Annotated in this window: 17 protein-coding genes; 3 read left to right on the plus strand and 14 right to left on the minus strand. The window is 73.1% G+C overall.

The genetic code is table 11. The features are described 5' to 3' along the window. Nucleotides 1-371 precede the first annotated feature (371 nt). Nucleotides 372-1,487: a questin oxidase family protein gene (locus ABGA99_RS20170; RefSeq protein WP_347583118.1), complete on the plus strand. Its 1,116-nt coding sequence runs from the start codon at nt 372-374 to the stop codon at nt 1,485-1,487. Between the two features lie 120 nt (nt 1,488-1,607). After that, nucleotides 1,608-2,378: a class III extradiol ring-cleavage dioxygenase gene (locus ABGA99_RS20175; protein ID WP_347579089.1), complete on the plus strand. Its 771-nt coding sequence runs from the start codon at nt 1,608-1,610 to the stop codon at nt 2,376-2,378. Between the two features lie 121 nt (nt 2,379-2,499). Here ABGA99_RS20175 and ABGA99_RS20180 read toward each other — a convergent pair whose 3' ends face one another. Together ABGA99_RS20180 and ABGA99_RS20185 are read right to left on the minus strand one after the other, a co-directional pair. Beyond that, nucleotides 2,500-4,014, minus strand: a complete 1,515-nt coding sequence (locus ABGA99_RS20180) for an MFS transporter (RefSeq protein ID WP_347579088.1) — start codon at nt 4,012-4,014, stop codon at nt 2,500-2,502. Between the two features lie 137 nt (nt 4,015-4,151). Further along, nucleotides 4,152-4,814 (minus strand): helix-turn-helix domain-containing protein, encoded by a 663-nt coding sequence (locus ABGA99_RS20185; RefSeq protein ID WP_347579087.1) that lies wholly within the window; start codon nt 4,812-4,814, stop codon nt 4,152-4,154. A 207-nt stretch (nt 4,815-5,021) separates the two neighbouring features. On the opposite strand from ABGA99_RS20185, the gene ABGA99_RS20190 reads away from it, so the two are divergent. Beyond that, nucleotides 5,022-5,450, plus strand: coding sequence for an OsmC family protein (locus ABGA99_RS20190; RefSeq protein ID WP_125935238.1), 429 nt, complete (start codon nt 5,022-5,024; stop codon nt 5,448-5,450). A gap of 109 nt (nt 5,451-5,559) precedes the next feature. Here the strand turns inward: ABGA99_RS20190 and ABGA99_RS20195 are convergent, their stop codons facing one another. The 12 genes from ABGA99_RS20195 to ABGA99_RS20250 form a co-directional block, all read right to left on the minus strand. Next, nucleotides 5,560-6,828, minus strand: a complete 1,269-nt coding sequence (locus tag ABGA99_RS20195) for a lytic murein transglycosylase (protein ID WP_347579119.1) — start codon at nt 6,826-6,828, stop codon at nt 5,560-5,562. Between the two features lie 131 nt (nt 6,829-6,959). Beyond that, nucleotides 6,960-7,703: a hypothetical protein gene (locus tag ABGA99_RS20200; RefSeq protein ID WP_347579086.1), complete on the minus strand. Its 744-nt coding sequence runs from the start codon at nt 7,701-7,703 to the stop codon at nt 6,960-6,962. 22 nt (nt 7,704-7,725) lie between these two features. Then, nucleotides 7,726-8,328 carry a hypothetical protein gene (locus ABGA99_RS20205; protein WP_347579085.1) on the minus strand — a complete coding sequence of 201 codons (603 nt, stop codon included), beginning with the start codon at nt 8,326-8,328 and terminating at the stop codon, nt 7,726-7,728. Nucleotides 8,329-8,345: 17 nt separating this feature from the next. Continuing rightward, complete coding sequence (locus tag ABGA99_RS20210; protein ID WP_347583119.1) at nt 8,346-8,993, minus strand: hypothetical protein; 648 nt, start codon at nt 8,991-8,993, stop codon at nt 8,346-8,348. Further along, a complete protein-coding gene (locus tag ABGA99_RS20215) occupies nt 8,990-9,532 on the minus strand; it encodes a hypothetical protein (protein ID WP_347579083.1) in 543 nt (180 codons plus the stop codon). The genes ABGA99_RS20210 and ABGA99_RS20215 overlap by 4 nt, the downstream gene beginning before the upstream one ends. Continuing rightward, nucleotides 9,529-10,794, minus strand: a complete 1,266-nt coding sequence (locus ABGA99_RS20220) for an MlaD family protein (RefSeq protein ID WP_347583120.1) — start codon at nt 10,792-10,794, stop codon at nt 9,529-9,531. The genes ABGA99_RS20215 and ABGA99_RS20220 overlap by 4 nt, the downstream gene beginning before the upstream one ends. After that, nucleotides 10,791-12,209, minus strand: a complete 1,419-nt coding sequence (locus ABGA99_RS20225; protein ID WP_347583121.1) for an MlaD family protein — start codon at nt 12,207-12,209, stop codon at nt 10,791-10,793. Before ABGA99_RS20225 ends, ABGA99_RS20220 begins: the two co-directional genes overlap by 4 nt. After that, nucleotides 12,206-13,381 carry an MCE family protein gene (locus ABGA99_RS20230; protein ID WP_347583122.1) on the minus strand — a complete coding sequence of 392 codons (1,176 nt, stop codon included), beginning with the start codon at nt 13,379-13,381 and terminating at the stop codon, nt 12,206-12,208. The genes ABGA99_RS20225 and ABGA99_RS20230 overlap by 4 nt, the downstream gene beginning before the upstream one ends. After that, nucleotides 13,381-14,406 carry an MCE family protein gene (locus ABGA99_RS20235; RefSeq protein WP_347579080.1) on the minus strand — a complete coding sequence of 342 codons (1,026 nt, stop codon included), beginning with the start codon at nt 14,404-14,406 and terminating at the stop codon, nt 13,381-13,383. Before ABGA99_RS20235 ends, ABGA99_RS20230 begins: the two co-directional genes overlap by 1 nt. Continuing rightward, nucleotides 14,403-15,434 (minus strand): MCE family protein, encoded by a 1,032-nt coding sequence (locus tag ABGA99_RS20240; protein ID WP_347579079.1) that lies wholly within the window; start codon nt 15,432-15,434, stop codon nt 14,403-14,405. Before ABGA99_RS20240 ends, ABGA99_RS20235 begins: the two co-directional genes overlap by 4 nt. Further along, a complete protein-coding gene (locus ABGA99_RS20245) occupies nt 15,431-16,714 on the minus strand; it encodes an MCE family protein (RefSeq protein WP_347579078.1) in 1,284 nt (427 codons plus the stop codon). Before ABGA99_RS20245 ends, ABGA99_RS20240 begins: the two co-directional genes overlap by 4 nt. Continuing rightward, entirely contained in the window at nt 16,711-17,592 is an 882-nt protein-coding gene (locus ABGA99_RS20250) for an ABC transporter permease (protein ID WP_347579077.1), read from the minus strand. The genes ABGA99_RS20245 and ABGA99_RS20250 overlap by 4 nt, the downstream gene beginning before the upstream one ends.

Raw genomic sequence — 17,592 nt, forward strand, 5'->3', positions numbered from 1 at the left:
CTCGGGTGCCCCGATTTTCGTGATCTTGCAGTATCCTGCCCCGCCTCAAGGCAGGCTCAGGACGCCGTACGACGCGCCGTACGGGTGCCCCGGGAGAGCCTGGTCAGACCCGGCGGTGAGCGGCTGCCCGCGGCCCGGGCCGGTGCCGGCCGCCGCTGGTCCGTGAGATGCCCGTCACGTCCGACATCGTGACCTTCCCCCCTGGGCGGCACCGCTCTGGGCCGCCCTCCCGTTGTGAAGACGGCGCGCGGGGGTTTCTGGTTGCTCCCGCGGCCGGAAAGTGCGGGTGGTGTGCCTGGGCCCGTAGACCTACGGGGACCTAGGGCCCGCGGCCGTTACGGACCGGCGGCGGCGGACGTAGCGTCGCCGGCATGGAGACGAGCCGTGAGGACGCACGTACTAAGACGGGCCGCACCCGGGACGACAGCGGGGTGCTCGACGAGGCCCTGGAGCGGCTGCACGCCGCAGGACCCGAGCGGCAGGGCTGGCTGACCAACCACGGGCCGATGGCCGTCGAGGCCCTGGTGCACGGCGACCGTGCGGCGACGGTGCACCGCTGGCTGGACCACTACCGCGACAAGCTGGAGGACATGCCGCCGCAGGCCCGGCCCATCGACCCGGCCGCCTGGCGCGAGGCGCTCGGCGACCCGGCGCGGCTCGGCGACTGGCCGACGTACTTCGCGCGGGAGTTGGACGCCCGCCCGTGGCGCGAGGTGCTGGCGGAGTGGTGGCCGCGGCTGCTGCCCGGACTGGCCGGCGCCGCGACGCACACCGTGATCCGCGCGGGCCATGCCGTACGGACCCTGCAGGACACCGAGGCCGCGGGCCACCCCGCCACCGGGCCCCGCGTCACCGAGCTGGCACACGCCCTGGGCTACTGGGCCGCCCGCTACGCCCGCCTGCCCAGCGCCCCCGTCCCCGCCGGCACGGCGGGCCCCGACGCCGCACTGGCCGCCGTGCCCGCGGTGCCCGCGCAGGCCGGCGGCATCCGCGAGCGGCTGGCGCAGCTCACCCCGGAGTCGACGCCCGGCTGGCCGGCGGCGGTGAGCGCGCTGACCCCGGCGCGTACTCCCGAGGAGGCCCGCGAGGCGCTGGCCGGGCTGGTGCGGGCCGCGGTCCACCGTTATGCGGCGTACGGCCACGGCGAGCCGGTGATGCTGGTGCACGCGGCGACCGCCCCGAACGCCGTGCTCCGCGCCCTGCCCGCGCTCCCCTGCGACCTGTGGGCCCCGAGCTACGCCGCCGCCTGGGCGGCGAGCGCCGCCGTCACCGCCGCGTACGGACCGGCCGCCCCGCTGCCGCCGGAGCGCGTCCCTGCGCCGCCGGCCGGGGACGCCGCGGCCGCCGCCGACGAGTTGCTGACCCGGGCGGCGGCGCACGGCGACGAGCACACGATCAAGTTCGTCGACACCGCGCTGGACGTCGGCGACGACACCGCGCGCGTCGCCGCGCTGCAATCGGTCGCGCTCATCGACCCGGTGTTCTGACGGGCCCACGGGCGGAACGCACGCGAGCACCGCACACCGGCACCGCACGCGAGCACACATCCGAGCGCGGGTATGGTTGAAGTCTAAACTTCAAGGGGACCGGAAGGCGGCGACCCACAGATGCCCACCATGCCCGCGCTCTACCTCTCCCACGGCGCCCCACCGCTCGCCGACGACCCCGTCTGGCCGGCGGAGCTGGCCGCCTGGGCCGCAGGGCTGCCCCGCCCGCGCGCCGTCCTCGTGGTCTCCGCGCACTGGGAGGAGGCCCCCGTCGCCCTCGGGGCCACCACCACCGTCCCGCTGGTCTACGACTTCTGGGGCTTCCCCGAGCACTACTACCGCGTCCGCTACCCCGCCCCCGGCGCCCCCGGGCTGGCCGAGTCCGTACGCAAGCTGCTGCGCACCCCGGGCGACGCCGTGCAGGACTTCCCCGACCGCGGCCTCGACCACGGCGCGTACGTGCCGCTGGTGGAGATGTACCCGGACGCCGACATCCCCGTGCTGCAGCTCTCCATGCCGACCCTCGACCCCGAGCGGCTGCTGGCGCTCGGCCGCCGGCTCGCGCCGCTGCGGGCGGAGGGCGTGCTGATCGTCGGCAGCGGCTTCTTCACCCACAACCTCGCCGCCCTGCGGCACACCGGCGAGGGGCCGCCGGCGTGGTCCGCGGAGTTCGACGCCTGGGGCCGCGAGGCCCTGGCGGCGCAGGACGTGGACGCGCTGCTGGACTTCGTGCACAAGTCGCCCGCCGGCCGGCTGGCCCACCCCCGGACCGAGCACTTCGCCCCGCTGTTCGTCACCCTCGGCGCCGCCGAGGACGACCTGCCGACCCAGCGCAGCGTCATCGACGGCTTCTGGATGGGGCTGGCCAAGCGCTCCCTCCAACTGGGCTGAGGGGGACGGCGGCAGGCACCGGCCGGCGGGCATGGAGAAGGCCCCTTCCCGTCCCCCCGAGGAACGGAAAGGGGCCTTGGCCCAGCCCTGAACTCTCCTTTGAGTCAGTGCACGAGCGCGGTCAGTGGACCATCACCGGCGCCTGCACCTCGTCCTCCGCGCCCTTGCCGCCGCCGACCGTCTCGTGGCCCGACTGGGCCCGTGCGGTGACGAGGGTGTACGCGATGGCGGCGGAGACCACCAGGATGCCGACCGCCCACCAGATCGCGGTGGAGTAGCCGTGCACGGCCGCGGCGTTCGCGAAGCCCTCGCGGCCCAGGGTGCGGGCCTCGGAGCCGTGCGAGGAGATCCAGCCGGTCGTGGCGCTGGCCGCGATCGTGTTCAGCAGCGCGGTGCCGATGGCGCCGCCGACCTGCTGCGAGGTGTTGACCATCGCAGAGGCGACGCCCGAGTCGCGCGGCTCCACCCCGAAGGTGGCCAGGGCCATGGCCGGCATGAACGCCGTGCCGAGGCCGAGGCCGAGCAGGATGAGACCGGGCAGGACGACCGCGGCGTACGAGCTGCCGGGCTCCATCTGGGCCAGCAGCAGCATGCCGAGCGCGCCGACGAGGAAGCCGGGCACGAGGAGCAGCCGCGGCTGCACGCGGGTCATCAGCCGGGCGCCGATCTGCGTCGAGCCGATGATCATGCCCACGATCATCGGAAGGAACGCCAGGCCGGTCCTGACCGGGCTGTAGCCCTTCACGACCTGCAGGTAGTAGGTGAGGAACAGGAAGACGCCGAACATCGCGATGACCGCGAGGCCGAGCGACAGGTAGACACCGCCGCGGTTGCGCTCCAGCAGGACGCGCAGGGGCAGCAGCGGGTTCCTGACCCGGGACTCCACCGCCACGAACGCGGCCAGCAGCACCACGGACGCGACGAACATGACCAGCGTCAGGGTGTCGGTCCAGCCCGCCGACTCGGCCCGGGTGAAGCCGTACACCAGCGCCACCAGACCGGTGGTCGCCAGCAGCACGCCCGGGATGTCGAGCGTCGAGCGGTTCCTGCTGCCCTTCGGGTCGTGGATGACGGCCATCGCGCCGAGCACGGCGATGACGGCGAACGGGATGTTCACGAAGAACGTCCAGCGCCAGTCCAGGTACTCGGTCAGCACGCCGCCGAGGATCAGCCCGACGCCGCCGCCGGCGCCGGCGATGGCGCCGTAGATGCCGAACGCCTTGGCCCGCTCCCTGCCGTCGGTGAACAGGACGGCGAGCAGGGACAGCGCGGCAGGCGCGAGCAGGGCGCCGAAGACGCCCTGGAGGGCGCGGGCGCCGAACATCATGGCCTGACCGGTCGCGGCACCGCCGAGCGCGGAGGCGAGCGCGAAGCCGACGAGACCGGTGATGAAGGTGCGCTTGCGGCCCCAGAGGTCGGCGATACGGCCGCCGAAGAGCAGCAGGCCGCCGAAGGCGAGCGCGTAGGCCGTGATGACCCACTGGCGGTTGCCGTCGGAGATGCCGAGGTCCTCCTGGGCGGAGGGCAGCGCGATGTTCACGATGGTCGCGTCGAGGACGACCATCAACTGGGCCACAGCGATGAACGCGAGGGCTTTCCAGCGCCTCGGATCAGGCTGAAGTGCCGTTTCTGGCATGGGGGTACCCACCATTCGAGTTCAGGGTTGATCTTGGTGAACGAATCAGAACGAACCGGTGCTCAACACCGCACAGGGCTCGGAAGCAGAAGAGTCTCGATGATCAGAACAGACTCACCGTGCGTGGATCACCTCATTTACGTGCCCTTCTGCCGCAAAGCCTCGAACGTGGCGGCGCTGCCGGACAGCGTTGACCTGGCCGGATTCATCAGCCCGTCGAGAAACAGCTCCAGATGCCTGTGCATATACGTGTCGAACCCCACACTGCACTCCAGGCCGGGCAGCGGCCGGGTGAGCTGCGCGAGCGCGACCATCAGGTCGCCGACGCCCACGTCGGACCGGAGCGTGCCCTCGGCGCGGGCCCGCGCCATCAGGTTCTCCAGCGCGGTGTCGAGCCGCTCGCGCATGTCGACCACTTCGGCCGCCGCGTGGTCGAAGCCGTCGGCGAGCAGCGGGCACAGCGACCCGATCCGCTCGTCGGCGCCCCGGTGCACGAAGCCACGCAGCGCCTCGAACGCCTCGGCGTCCTCGGCGAGCGCGGCCTCCGCCAGGTCGGCGATGCGGCGCATGGATTCCAGGGTCACCTGGAGGATGAGTTCGCGGCGGTCGGCGAAGTGCCGGTAGACCGTCGCGTTGCCGACGCCGGCGCGGCGGGCGATCTCGTCGAGCGGGACGTCGGGGCCCCACTCCACGAACGCCTCCCGGGCGGCGTCGATGATCCGTTCGCGGTTGCGGGAGGCGTCGGCTCGCATACGGGGCTGCCGCCGCTCGGGGAGCGTGGCGCTCTTGCCCGTGCCCATGGTTGCCTCCCTGATGGCTTCCGGGGAATCACTCCCCGCTTTCTTCGGACACCAGCTAAACGGGGAAGCACTCCCCGCTATTTCCCGGCCCCGATGTGATCTGCGCCACGCGGGCCCCGGGCCGCGGCCCGGACGCGCTCGGGCGCACCGGCACCGATAACTTGGGGCAGGTACCGTCTTTCGCTCCAGACTCGGAGGCTGACCGCCATGGCAACCACCCGCACCGCGAAGACCCACTGGGAGGGCAACCTGCTCGAGGGCAAGGGGACCGTCGCCCTTGAGTCCTCCAAGATCGGCACGTACGACGTGAGCTGGCCGGCCCGCTCCGCCGAGCCCGGCGGCAAGACCAGCCCCGAGGAGCTGATCGCGGCGGCGCACTCGGCGTGCTACTCCATGGCCTTCTCGCACGGCCTGGCCGGCAAGGGCCACACCGTGGAGTCCCTGGACACCAGCGCCGACGTGACGTTCCAGCCCGGCGAGGGCATCACCGGCATCGTGCTGACGGTGCGCGCGACGGTGCCGGGGCTGTCCGAGGAGGAGTTCCAGGCCGCCGCCGAGGACGCCAAGAAGAACTGCCCGGTGAGCCAGGCGCTGGCGGGCGTCAAGAACATCACGCTCAACGCCACGCTGGTCTGAGCGGACGCCGTACGCACCCTCCGGCCCGGCTGCGCAGGCGGCGGGGCCGGACCGGATCGCCCGGTCCGCGCCATGGCGCGGACCGGGCGATCGTTGTGCTCGCGACCCGTCAGGTCGTGCCCGACGGGTCCGGCGAGGTGGAGTCGTCCGGGCACGGGGACGGGTCCACCTCGCCGGGGCTGGGCGAGGGGGACTCGCTCGGGTCGGCCGGGCAACTGTCGCTGGGATCCGGGTCGCCGGGGTCGCCCGTGCCGCCGCCGGGGTCGCCGCCCGGGTCGCCGCTGCCGCCCGGGTCACCGGAGCCGCCGGTCTCCCCCGGGTCGCTGGGGCTGGGGCCCGGGTCGCCGCCGCCGGGGTCGCCGCTGCCGCCCGGGTCGCCGGAGCCGCCGGTCTCCCCCGTACCGCCGGATCCGCCCGGATCACCCGAGCCTCCGGAGCCCTCCGAACCCCCCGAGCCGCCCGAACCGCCTCCCGGCGGACTCGGCTGCGGGCCGACCACGATCCCGCCGCCCGGACCGTCGGAACCGCCCGGCGACTTGCGGCTCCCCTTCTCCGGTACGGAACGGGGGTTGCCCGCGCCGGAACTGGCCGGCAGCACGCCCGTACCGTCCGGCACCTCGTGCACGCCCGAGCGGTAGAACCCCAGCCACGCCAGCACGGTGTCGAGGTAGTCCCGCGAGTAGTTGTAGCTCAGGATCGCCCGGTCCAGATCGGCCGCCGCCGTCAGATCCCGCGTGCCCGCGCACAGGTAGTGGCCGGCCGCCAGCGTCGCGTCGTAGACGTTGTTCGGATCGGAGCGTCCGTCGCCGTTGCCGTCCGCGGCCCATCCCGCCCACGTCGACGGGATGAACTGCATCGGCCCCACGGCCCGGTCGTAGCCGGTGTCGCCGTCGTAGCGGCCGCCGTCGGTGTCGGAGATGTTCGCGAAGCCGTTGCCGTTGAGGACCGGGCCGAGGATCGGGGTGAGGGTGGTGCCGTTCGCGTCGACCGCGCCGCCGCGGGCGTGCCCCGACTCCACCTTGCCGATGGCGGCCAGGAGTTCCCACGGCAGCCGGCAGCCGGGGTCGCTGACCGCGAGCCGCCGCTCCGCCTTGCGGTACGCGTCGAGCACGGTCGCCGGGACGCCGGACTGCTGCTCGATCACCGCGGGCGGCGTGGGCTGCGTGCCGACGATCGGGTCCATGCCCTGCAGCGGCGGGATCTCGGTGTGGTACTGACCGTCGCCCGGCGTCCCCGGCGGCAGCACGGGCGTCGTGTCGAGCCGGTCCTCCGCCCCGCCGCCGCCCTGCCGGCCGGCCTCGTCGCCCGGGGCCTGCGAGGCGGTCAGCGCGACCATCGCCGCCGCCGCGAGCGCCGCCGTCGCCACGCTGTGGCGCATCCTGCTGAGTGAAGCCATGGACCTGCCTCCCGGCGGAAGTCGAGGGTTGCGGTTGCCGTGGTCGGTCGTGGTTCGCGGCCGTGCTTCGCGTCGTGGTCATGCGGTCGGGCGGTCGGGCGGTCGGGCGGTCGTCAGCCGAAGGTGTCGATGTTCGAGATCCGCCACCTGTCGCCGTCCTTCACCGCGTCCACCGCGACCATCGCGGCTCCGTACGACGTCTCGTCCGTGTCCGTACGTGTGTTGCGCTGGTCGGCGAAGACCAGCACGCGGGCCCCGCCGTCGTCGGCCAGCTCCACCGCCGAGTCGGTCACGGTCGTGGTGAGGACGAGCTTCTGCGACGGGGCCTGCTCGCGGACGTCGGCGAGCATCCGCCGGTGCTGGGCGACGGCTTTGCCGGTGAGGTACGTGCGGGCCGCCTGCCGGTTCTCGTCGAGGTCGGTGTAGTCGACGGAGAACACCGCCTCCACGGCCTCGCCGACGCCGCCCTTGACCTCGCTGGTCAGCGGCGCGTCCACGAGCGCGGCGTTGTCGGCCGCCGGGTCGCCGCCCCCGCTCGCCTGCACCGCTGCGAAGGCCGCGAAGCAGCCGAGCAGCACGGCGGCGGCGCCCAGCGCCGCGGCAAGCCGCCCGCCGCGCGCCGGCGTTGCGGCGTCCCGGGCGGTACGGTCCCCGGCGCCGCGGTCCCGGGTGTCGCGCCGCCGCCGGGACGGCGCCGGGGTCTGCTTCCCGGCGGGCTCCGCCGGCCGGGCCCCGGTCCTGCTCCTGGGCCGGGTCCGTACGGCAGCCGCGGGCGGCCGGCGGGCCGGCTTCTGCGCCTCCTCGGCGGGGGGTGCGGTGCGGCGGCGCCGGTTGATCAGGTGGCGGGTCGTCGACATCTGTGCGGTCCTCTCCGGAAGTTCACTGTCCGGCTTCGCCGGCCCGGCCCGAGTCCGAGCCCGATCCCTGGTCGGCGCCCTGACCGGAGCCCTCGCCCGCCCCCTCGCCTGCGGAGTCGCCCGCCGGCGCCTGCCCGAGGGCGCTGAGCTTCCAGCCGTCGCCGGTGCGGGTGACCTCGCCGAGCATCCGGCTCTCCTTGGCCTGCGGCTTCTCCCCGGGCGCGGCGACCGTGATCCGGACCGCGACCAGCACGTCCGCCCGGCCGGCCCGGTCGTCCAGCTCGGTGAGCGCCGCCGACAGCACCTCGGCCGTGGTCACGGTCTCCGCCTTCCGCACCTCCTTCTCGAACCCCTCGCGGCCCTGCCGCAGTTGGGCGAGGAGTTCGCCGGTGGCGGACGCCTCCCAGCGGTCCAGGCCCCCGTCCAGCTCGCGGTGGTCGAGGGTGTTGAGGTTCGTCACGGCCTGCCGGGCGGCGGCCAGCGCGTCGTCCCGGGAGGCGGCGAAGTCCGCCGCGTCGTCGTTCGCGGCCGCGTACCAGGAGGTACCGGCCCACACCGCGAGCACCGCCGCCAGCGCGGCCGCCACGAGGGCCAGCGTCAGCAGGGGGTTCTTCCTCAGGCTCACGTCGATCCGCCCTTTCGCTAGCGGGACTTCAGGTCGGTGATGCGCCAGTGCCCGTCCTGCCGCTCGGCGGTGACGGAGAGCTGCGCGCCCACGCTCGTCGGGTCCTTGCCCCGGCGTTCGGTGATCTGGTCGAGGAGGACCAGCAGCGAGGCGTCGTCGCCGTCGAGCCGGATCACCCCGGCGCGCACGACGTGGGTCGTCAGCGTCAGCTCCTGGGCGACGACCCGCTGCTCGATCTGGCCGAAGAGCTGCCGGTACTGCTCGCGGGCGCGTCCGGCGAGGAGTTCGTCGGCGTCCCGTGCGGTGACGCCGGGGTCTTCCGGCGTGTACGAGAACACCTTGCTGAGGGCGTTGCTGACGTCGCCGGCGACCCCGGCGGTGCCGGAGGAGTCGGTGAGCGCCCGGTTGGCCAGCGCGTCGTCGCCGTTGAGGCGGGCGGCCTGGACGAGGAGTCCGGTGCCGGCGAGGAGCAGCGCGACGAGCACCGCGGCGCCGGCGGCCCGCCGGCGCCGCCGGGCCGCTGCGGGTCGCCTACGCTCCTCACCACCGGACTCGGCAGCGTCCTCGCCGGATCCATCGGAGCCGGTGGCCTCCACCGGCTCCACCGGTTCCTGCTCGCGCGCGTCGACGGCGACGCCCGCGGTGCTGTCGCTGTCCCGGCTCATGAATCGCTCCCCTCCACCGTGATCGCGGTGAGCGACGCGATCTTCCAGCCGTCCGCCGTCCGCTCCAGGCCCGCCTCGAACCGCTTGCGGTCCGTCCGCTCGCCGTCCGCCCCGCCCCTCGTCTCCACCCGCACCGTGGCCAGGGCCTTCGCCGTGCCCGCGCGCGTGTCCAGCTCGGTGACGGCCGCCTCCGTGACCGTGGCGCGGGCCGTGACGCCCGCGCGGTCGAAGGCGTCGGCGCTCGCGGCCCGCGACCGGCGCAGGTCCTCGTGCAGCGGACCGGTGGTGGCGTCCTGCCAGCGCGCCAGGCCCGCGTCGGGGTCGGCGGCGTCGATGCTGTTGAGCGTCCCGATGTGCTCCTGGCCGGCGGCCAGCACCCGGTCGCGTTCGCGGCCGAAGTCCAGGTCGTCGCGGGTCGCGGCGGCGGCGTAGCGCCAGGCGGAAAAGCCGGCGAAGGCGAGGACCAGCGCGACGACGAGTGCGGTGACCAGCGTCTTTTGCTGCGGGGCGCCGCGGACGTACGGCGGTTGGGGGCTCATCGCGCCTCCTTCAGACCGAGCAGTCCGGCCATGTCGGTGGGTCCGTCGCCGACCGAGGGGAGCCCGAGCGCGCCGGGCAGGGCGCCGGGCGCGGCGCGGGTACCCGGCCGGTCGTCGGCGAGGCCGGAGCCGGGCTTGGCGGGCTCGGGCACTCCGCCGCCGCCCGGGGAGTGCGCGGAGCCGCGGACGTTGACGCCGCTCGACGCCGGGGCGGTGCAGCGGGCGGCGGTGTTGAAGCCCGCCGGGCCGGTCTTGAGGCCGTTGCGGTACGCCGTGGAGCCGTACCCCTGGGTGCAGGGCAGCGGGTCGAAGAAGCTGAGGGCCATGCCGAAGCGGGCACCGTCGGAGGTGATGGCGGTGGAGCCGGCGGCGGCCACCTGCGGTACCTGGACGAGCAGTTGCTCCAGGCCGTCCTGCCGGGTGACCGCGATCTCCGAGGTGGTCAGCAGGTTCGCGAGCAGGATGCTCAGGCTCGGGTCGAGGTCGCGCAGCAGCCCGGTGACCTGGCTCGCGGCGCCGGGCCCCGCCTCGACGACGCGGCGCAGGTCCCCGTCGGAGCGCTTCAGTTGCGCGGTCAGCTCCTCGGCGCCCTTCGCGAAGTCCTGCAGCGCCTCGCCGGAGTCGTTCTGCGTGCGCAGCACCGTCTCGCCGTCGATCATGAGCCGGGTGCTGTACGGCAGCGCCGCGTCGGCGGCCCGGATGAACTCGCTGCCGGTGTCGAGGAGCCGCTGCAGGTTCTCGCCCTGCCCGGCGAGGGCGTTGCCGAGTTCGTCCACGACGGTGCGCAGCTCGCCGGTGTCGACGGAGGTGGCGAAGGAGTCGACGCTGGTGAGGAGGTTGGTGACGGGAGCGGGCGTCGCCGTGTGCTGGCGGCCGACGACGGCGCCGTCCTTCAGGTACGGACCGCTCGCGCCGACGGGCTTGAGGTCGATGTACTGCTCTCCCACGGCCGAGTAGTTGGCGACGTCGGCCGACAGGTCGGTGGGGATCGGCGGGGCCGAGTCACGGATCTGCAGTTCGGCCTCGACGCCCGTGCCGGTCAGCTCGATCGCCCCGACGCGCCCGACCGACACCCCGCGATAGGTGACCTCCGCGTGGGTGAACAGCCCTCCGGTCTCGGCGAGTTCGACGCGCACCGTGTAGTAGTCGCGCATGCCGACGTAGCGGCCGAGGTCGGCGTAGCGCATGCCGACGTAGCCGATGACGAGCACCGCGACGAGGGCGAACACGATGTTCTTGACGATGACGGACCTGGTGATCACCGGCCCTCACCCCCGGGCGACCGGCTGCCGGACGCCGGCGGCGACTCCGGCTCCGTACCGGCCGGGCTGCCCGGCGGCGACCCCGACGGCGTGCCGGCGCCGTCGGACGGGCCGCCGCCGGGAGAGGCGGACCCCGGGTCCTCGGGTCCCGTGTCGTCCGGCGCCGGATCGCTCGGATCCGGGGACGCCGACGGGTCGGCGCCGGGCGTCGTGGGCCCCACGGACGGCAGCGGCAGCGGCAGCGCCAGCGCGGTGCCGGGCGGGGCGGCGAGCGGGTCGGTGGTGGTGCCCGCTCCGGTCGCGCCGGGAACGGGGTCCTCGGTCAGCGGCGGGATCAGCTCCGTGCCGCGGGGGGCGGTGACGCCGAGGTAGATGTTGAGGTAGTCGCCCTTGACGCCCCGCAGCACCTCGTCGGTGAAGGGGTACGTGAGCAGCACCTCCAGGGAGGCCGGCAGCGTCTGCCCGGCGTCGGCGAGATTCTTCAGCACCTTCCCCAGGGCCCTGAGGTCGGCGATCATGTCCTCTTTGCTCGCGTCGACGGTCTCCACCGCGACGTCGGAGAGCCGTTCCAGCGAGCGCAGCATGGTGACCAGCGCGCCGCGCTGCTCCTCCAGCACCTTCATGCCGGGGCTGAGGTCGTCGAGGATGACGCCGATCTCCGTCTTGCGGGTGGCGAGGGTGGCGGACAGCCGGTTGACGCTGTCGAGCGCGTCGGTGATGCCTTCCTTGTTGTCGTCGAGGCTCGTCATCAGGGTGTCGACGCGCTTGAGCATGGAGCGGACCTGCGGCTCGTTGCCCTGGAGCGCGTCGTTCAGCTCCCGGCTGATGGTGCGCAGTTGCTCGATGCCGCCGCCGTTGAGGAGCATCGACAGGGCGCCGAAGACCTCCTCGACCTCCGGGTTGCGGTTGGTGCGCGCGAGCGGGATGTCGGTCTGGGTGCCGTCGGGGAGAACGGCCGTCGTCACGTCCCCGGGCGCGGTGCCGAGGCCGGCCGCCTGCTGCGCGTCGACCTGCTTCTCCCGGGGCGGGGCGATGAGCTGGACGTACTTCTCGCCCAGCAGGCTCGACTGCTCGATACGCGCGTACGCGTCGGCCGGCAGCCGCACGTCGCCGTTGACCTTCATGGTGACCACGGCGGTCCACCGGTCGTCGGCCACCTCGATGTCGGTGACCCGGCCGACGGCCACGTCGTTGACCCGTACCGAGGACTGCGGCACGAGGCTCAGTACGTCCTCGAACTCGGCGGTGACCTCGTACGGGTGGCTGCCGAGGTCGGCGCCGCCGGGCAGCGGCAGGTCCTGGATGCCGGTGAACTCGACGTCGGCGCTCTCGTAGACCTCCCTCACCACCAGGGGGGAGGCCACCACGAGCGCGGCGGCCACGACCCCGGCGACCGTCTTGACGTGCCAGTTCATCGCCCGCCTCCCTGCTCCGGAGTGCCGTAGACGTCGCCGACCGCGGGCAGCGGCAGCCCGGGCAGCTCCTCTTGCCGGTCCGCGGGCGCCGGTACGAGTCCCTCGCGGCCGGTGGCGCTGCCGCCGGCGGCGTTCGCCAGGTCGGCGTCCGGCGGGCCGCCCATGCTCAGCTCGTTGAGGTTGCCCCGGCCGTCGATGGTGCGCTTGCCGGGGTTGTACGCGCGCAGCAGGTTGTCGGTGGCCAGCGGCGCGGCGTCCAGCGCCTCGGCGAGCGAGGCCCGGTTGTCCACGAGGATGCGGGTCAGGTCGGCGAGCTTGCCGACGTTGGCCTTGAGCCGGCCGCGGTTGTCCTTGATGAACCCCTGCACCCTGCCGAGCGCCTTGCCCAGCTCCTCCAGCGCCGCGGCCAGTTCGTCCTTGTCCTCGGCGAGGAAGGTGCCGACGTCGGCGAGTTGCTGCTCGGCGTCGCGCACCTGCCGGTCGTTCCGCTTCAGCATGGTGGTGAAGGACTGCAGGTTCTCGATCGTGCCGAAGAGGTCGCCGCTGCGGCCGGAGAGCGTCTGGGTGGCGTCGCCGAACCGGTCGATGCTGTCGCCGATCTCCTTGCCGTTGCCCTCCAGGTTGCGGGCGCCGGTTTCGAGCAGCTTGCTCAGCTCCCCCGTGGCGTTGGCGCCGTCGGGGCCGAGAGCGTCGGTGAGGTCGGTGAGGGAGGCGTACAGCTCGTCGATCTCCACCGGGGTCGCGGTGCGCTCGACGGGGATCTCGTCGCCGTCCGCGAGTTCGGGCCCGCCGGAATAGGGGGGACTGAGCTGCACGTAGCGGCCGGAGACCACGCTCGGCGCGATGACCGCCGCCTGGACGTCGGCCGGCGCCTGGACGCCGTCGTGGAGGGTCAGCCCGACGCGTACCCGGTCGCCTTCGGGCTCGACGGAGTCCACGGTGCCGACCTTGACGCCCAGGATCCGCAGGTCCGAGCCCTCGTACAGGCCGACCCCGGAGTCGAAGTAGGCGGTGACCGCCTTGCCGTCGGGGCCCGTAAGCGCCCGTACGCCCCAGGTGCCCGCGGCCACCAGCACCGCCGCGGTCACCAGCAGCGCGACCGGCCTGCGGGACCGCAGCCGGCCGGCGGCCGCGCGGATCCGCCGGACCGCTCCCGTTCGCGGCCGTGCCATCATCGGCCCCCCTCCGGCTTGGGCGGCCGGCACCCGCGGTTCGGCACGACGTCGGGCGCGTACTCCCGGGGGACGAGTCCGCACAGGTAGCTGTCGAACCAGCGGCCGCTGCCGAGGGTGTTGCCGACGAGCCGGTAGTACGGGCCGGCCGTGGCCAGCGCCTTGTCGAGGTTCTTCTCGTTGGCCTGGAGCACCCCGGTGACCCGGTCGAGGGCGTCGAGCGTCGGGCCGATCTGCTCCTCGTTGTCCTCCACCAGCCCGTCCAGCTCCTTCGCCAGGTCGCGGGTGCCGGTGAAGAGGGCGTGGATCGCGTCGCGCCGGCTGCGTACCTCGGCGAGCAGGTCGTTGCCGTCCTTCAGCAGCGTCTCGAACGTGTCGTTCTGGTCCTTCAGCGTCTTGGTGATCTCGTCGCTGCCGGACAGCAGCCGGGCCAGCTCGGCATCCCGGGAGGAGATCGTCTGCGACAGGTCCGCCAGCCCGTTCGCCGCCTTGCGCACGTTCGGCGGGGTGTCCTCGAACGTTTCCGAGATCACCTCGAAGCTCTCCGCGAGCGCCGTGGTGTCCAGCTCGCCGACGGTGGACGACAGATCCTGGAACGCCTGCGTGACGTCGTACGGGGACGTGGTGCGCCCGACCGGGATGGGCTGGTCGGCGTCCTGCCGGGCGTCCCCGAGGGGGTCGACGGCCAGGTACTTCTCGCCGAGCAGCGTCTCGATGGCGATGGCGGCGGTCGACCGGTCGCCGATCCAGGCGTCGCGCACCGTGAAGTCGACGGCGACCCTGGGCCCGTCGAGCCCGACCTCGTCGACCTCGCCCACCTTCACGCCCGCCACCCGCACCTCGTCGCCGGAGCGCAGCCCGGCGGCCTCGGAGAAGTGGGCCGTATAGGAGGTGCCGCCGCCGACGCCGGGCAGCGCCTCGGCGCGGTACGCCGCGAACCCGCCCAGGGCGAGGACCAGCAGTCCCACCAGCGCCACCGCGATGGGGTTGCGTTCGCGTACGGGCTTCAGCCCGGGAACTCTCATCGCTCACACCTCGGGGGCAGAACCGTGATCCCGGTCGGCGGCTCGCTGCCGTCGGACATGCTCACGCCGGTCACCCGCGCCTCGCAGAGATAGAGGTTGAACCAGGAGCCGTAACTGGCCAGCCGCCCCAGCGTGGCCATCTTGACCGGCGTCTGTTCGAGGAACTCCTCCACCAGCGGCACGTTGTCCGCCAGCCGCTCGGCGACGCGGCCGACCTGGTGGATGTCCTCCTTCAGCGGGGCGCGGCCGTCGCGTACGAGACCGGCGGTGGTGGTCGTCAGGTCGCCCATGGCGTCGACGGCGCGGAAGAGCGGCTTGCGGTCGTCGGAGAAACCGGACACCAGGTCCTGGAGGGTCACCAGCAGGTCGTTGAACTCCTTCTCGCGGGTGTTGACGGTCTCCACCACCTCGGTGAGGTTGTCGATGACCTCGCCGATCACCTGGTCCTTCGCGGCGAGCGTGCCGGTCAGTGAGCCGACCGTCTCCACGAGGCTGTCGACCGTCCCGCCCTGGCCCTGCAGCACCTGGACGATCTCGTTCGCGAGCTTGTTGGTGTCCCGCGGCGACAACCCCTGGAACAGCGGCTGGAAGCCGTTGAACAGCTCGGTGAGGTCGAGCGCGGGCCGGGTGCGCTCCAGCGGGATCGTGCCGCCGGGGTCGAGCGACCGGCCCACCGGGCCCTCGCCCTGCTCCAGGTCGATGTAGCGCTGGCCGACCATGTTGAGGTACTTCACCGAGGCGTTGACGGAGGCGGGCAGCTCACGCCCTTCGCGTACGGTGAACTCCACCCGCGCGTACCGCCGTCCGCTCAGCTCGATGGACTCGACCGCGCCGACCTTCACACCCGCCACCCGCACGCTGTCGCCCTCGACCAGACCGGTCACGTCGGTGAACCGGGCGCTGTAGCCGTCGGTGGGGCCGACGCCGGTGTTGGCGATGGAGAAGGCGAGCGCGGTGGTGGCGAGCGCGGTGACCACGACGAAGACGAGGGACTTGACCAGGGGCCCCGCGAGGCTTCTTCTGTTCACTTCAGCCGCACCTCCGTGCCGCGGAAGACGGGTCCGGCGAGCACGCTCGACCAGTCGGGCAGGTCGGCGGGCGGGCTCTCCATACCGGCCGCGAGGAGTTCGTTGACGAGCTGGTTCTCCGCCGGGGAGTTGGGCAGCCCGAGGGCCGTTTCGTCGGTGGCGAGGGTCTTCGCGGACTGCGGACTGCCCGCCGCGGTGCCGCTCCTGGCGGGGGCGCCGGTGTACGGGACGCCGTAGCACCGGGGGCCGCCGCCCGCGTCGAAGCGCGGGGCGTCCCGGCCGGGTACGTACTTGCCGCGGGCGGGCAGCACCTCGACGTCGACGTGCAGTCCGGGCTTCCCGGTGCCCTTGCCGAGCGCCTTGTCCATGACGGGCACGAAGTCGGCGAGGGTACGCAGCGTGCAGGGGAACGACGGCGAGTAGGCGGCGATCTTCTCCACCGTGGGCCTGCCCTCGGCGGACAGCCGGATGATGTTCTCCTGGTTCTGCTCCAGGAAGGTGTCCAGGTCCTGCGACGTGGTCGTCAGCGTGCCGTACAGCCCGCCGAGGTCCTCGGCCTTCTCGGCGATGGTGCTGCTCGTCGTCGTCGCGTCCTGCAGTGCCTTGATCAGGTCGGGGACGGTGTCCGCGTACAGATGGCCCAACTCGACCAGTTCGCGGATGTCGCGGTTGAGCGTCGGCAGGTGCGGGTTGAGCTTCCGCAGGTGCTCGTCCAGTTCGACGAGGGTGTCGCCGAGCTTCTCGCCGCGGCCGTCGAGGGCGTCGGCCATGGCGGTGAGCGTGGCGGAGAGCTTGGCGGGCTTCACGGCGGTGAGCAGCGGCATGACGTTGTCGAGCACCTGCTCCAGCTCGATGGCGTTCTCGCTGCGGTCCTGCGGGATGACACTGCCCGCCGCCAGCGTCTCGCCCGCCGTGCCTCCGTCCGCCGGCGGGACCAGGGAGACGAACCGCTCGCCGAAGAGGGTGGTGGGCAGCATCTGCGCGGAGACGTCCGCGGGTATCCGGTCCAGTTGGCCGGGCTTGAGCGCGAGCGTCAGCCGGGCGGTCCGCCCGCCGTTCGCCGCGGAGATCTCCCGCACCTCGCCGACGACGACGCCGCGCATCTTCACCTCGGCGTACGGGTGCATCTCGTTGCCGACGCTGCCGGTCTCGACCGTGACGGTCGCGGTGTCGGTGAACTCCTTGTGGTAGACGGCCACCGACAGCCAGACCAGCAGCGCCATCACCAGCAGGAACACCAGCCCCGCAACCCTGCGTCCCGTCGTCTCCAGATTGCTCATCCGGACACCTTCACCGTGGTCGTGGTGCCCCAGATCGCCAGGCTGAGGAAGAAGTCGGTGACCGCGATGAGCACGATCGCGGTACGCACCGAGCGCCCCACCGCGACGCCGACCCCGGCGGGCCCGCCGGTGGCGCGGAAGCCGTAGTAGCAGTGCGCGAGGATCACCATGACGCTGAAGATCAGCACTTTCATGAACGACAGGAGCACGTCGGTCGGGGAGAGGAAGAGGTTGAAGTAGTGGTCGTACGTGCCCGCGGCCTGGCCGTTGTAGAGGACCGTCACGGCGCGCGAGGCGAGATACGAGCTGAGCAGCCCGATCCCGTAGAGCGGGATGATGGCCACGACCCCGGCGATGATGCGCGTGGTGACGAGGTACGGCATGGAGCGCACCCCCATGCCCTCCAGCGCGTCCACCTCCTCGTTGATCCGCATCGCGCCGAGCTGGGCGGTGAAGCCGGCACCGACGGTGGCGGACAGCGCGAGGCCCGCGACAAGGGGGGAGATCTCGCGGGTGTTGAAGTACGCGGAGACGAAGCCGGTGAAGGCGGCGGTGCCGATCTGGTTGAGGGCCGCGTAGCCCTGGAGGCCGACGACCGTGCCGGTGAACAGGGTCATCGCGAACATCACGCCGATCGTGCCGCCGATGACGCCGAGGCCGCCGCTGCCGAAGGCGACCTCGGCGAGCAGCCGCTGCACCTCCTTGACGTAGCGGCGGGCGGCCCGCGGGATCCACAACAGGGCGCGTACGTAGAAGACGAGCTGGTCACCGGCCTGGTCGAGCCAGGAGAGCGGGCGGTCGAGGAGCCGGCCCGGCCGCAGCCGCCGGGGACCCCGCTCGTACTCCCCCGCCGTGTCGTCCTTCTGGGTCAGGGCCAT

The sequence above is a fragment of the Streptomyces sp. B5E4 genome (assembly GCF_039871555.1).
Classification (GTDB): Bacteria; Actinomycetota; Actinomycetes; order Streptomycetales; family Streptomycetaceae; genus Streptomyces.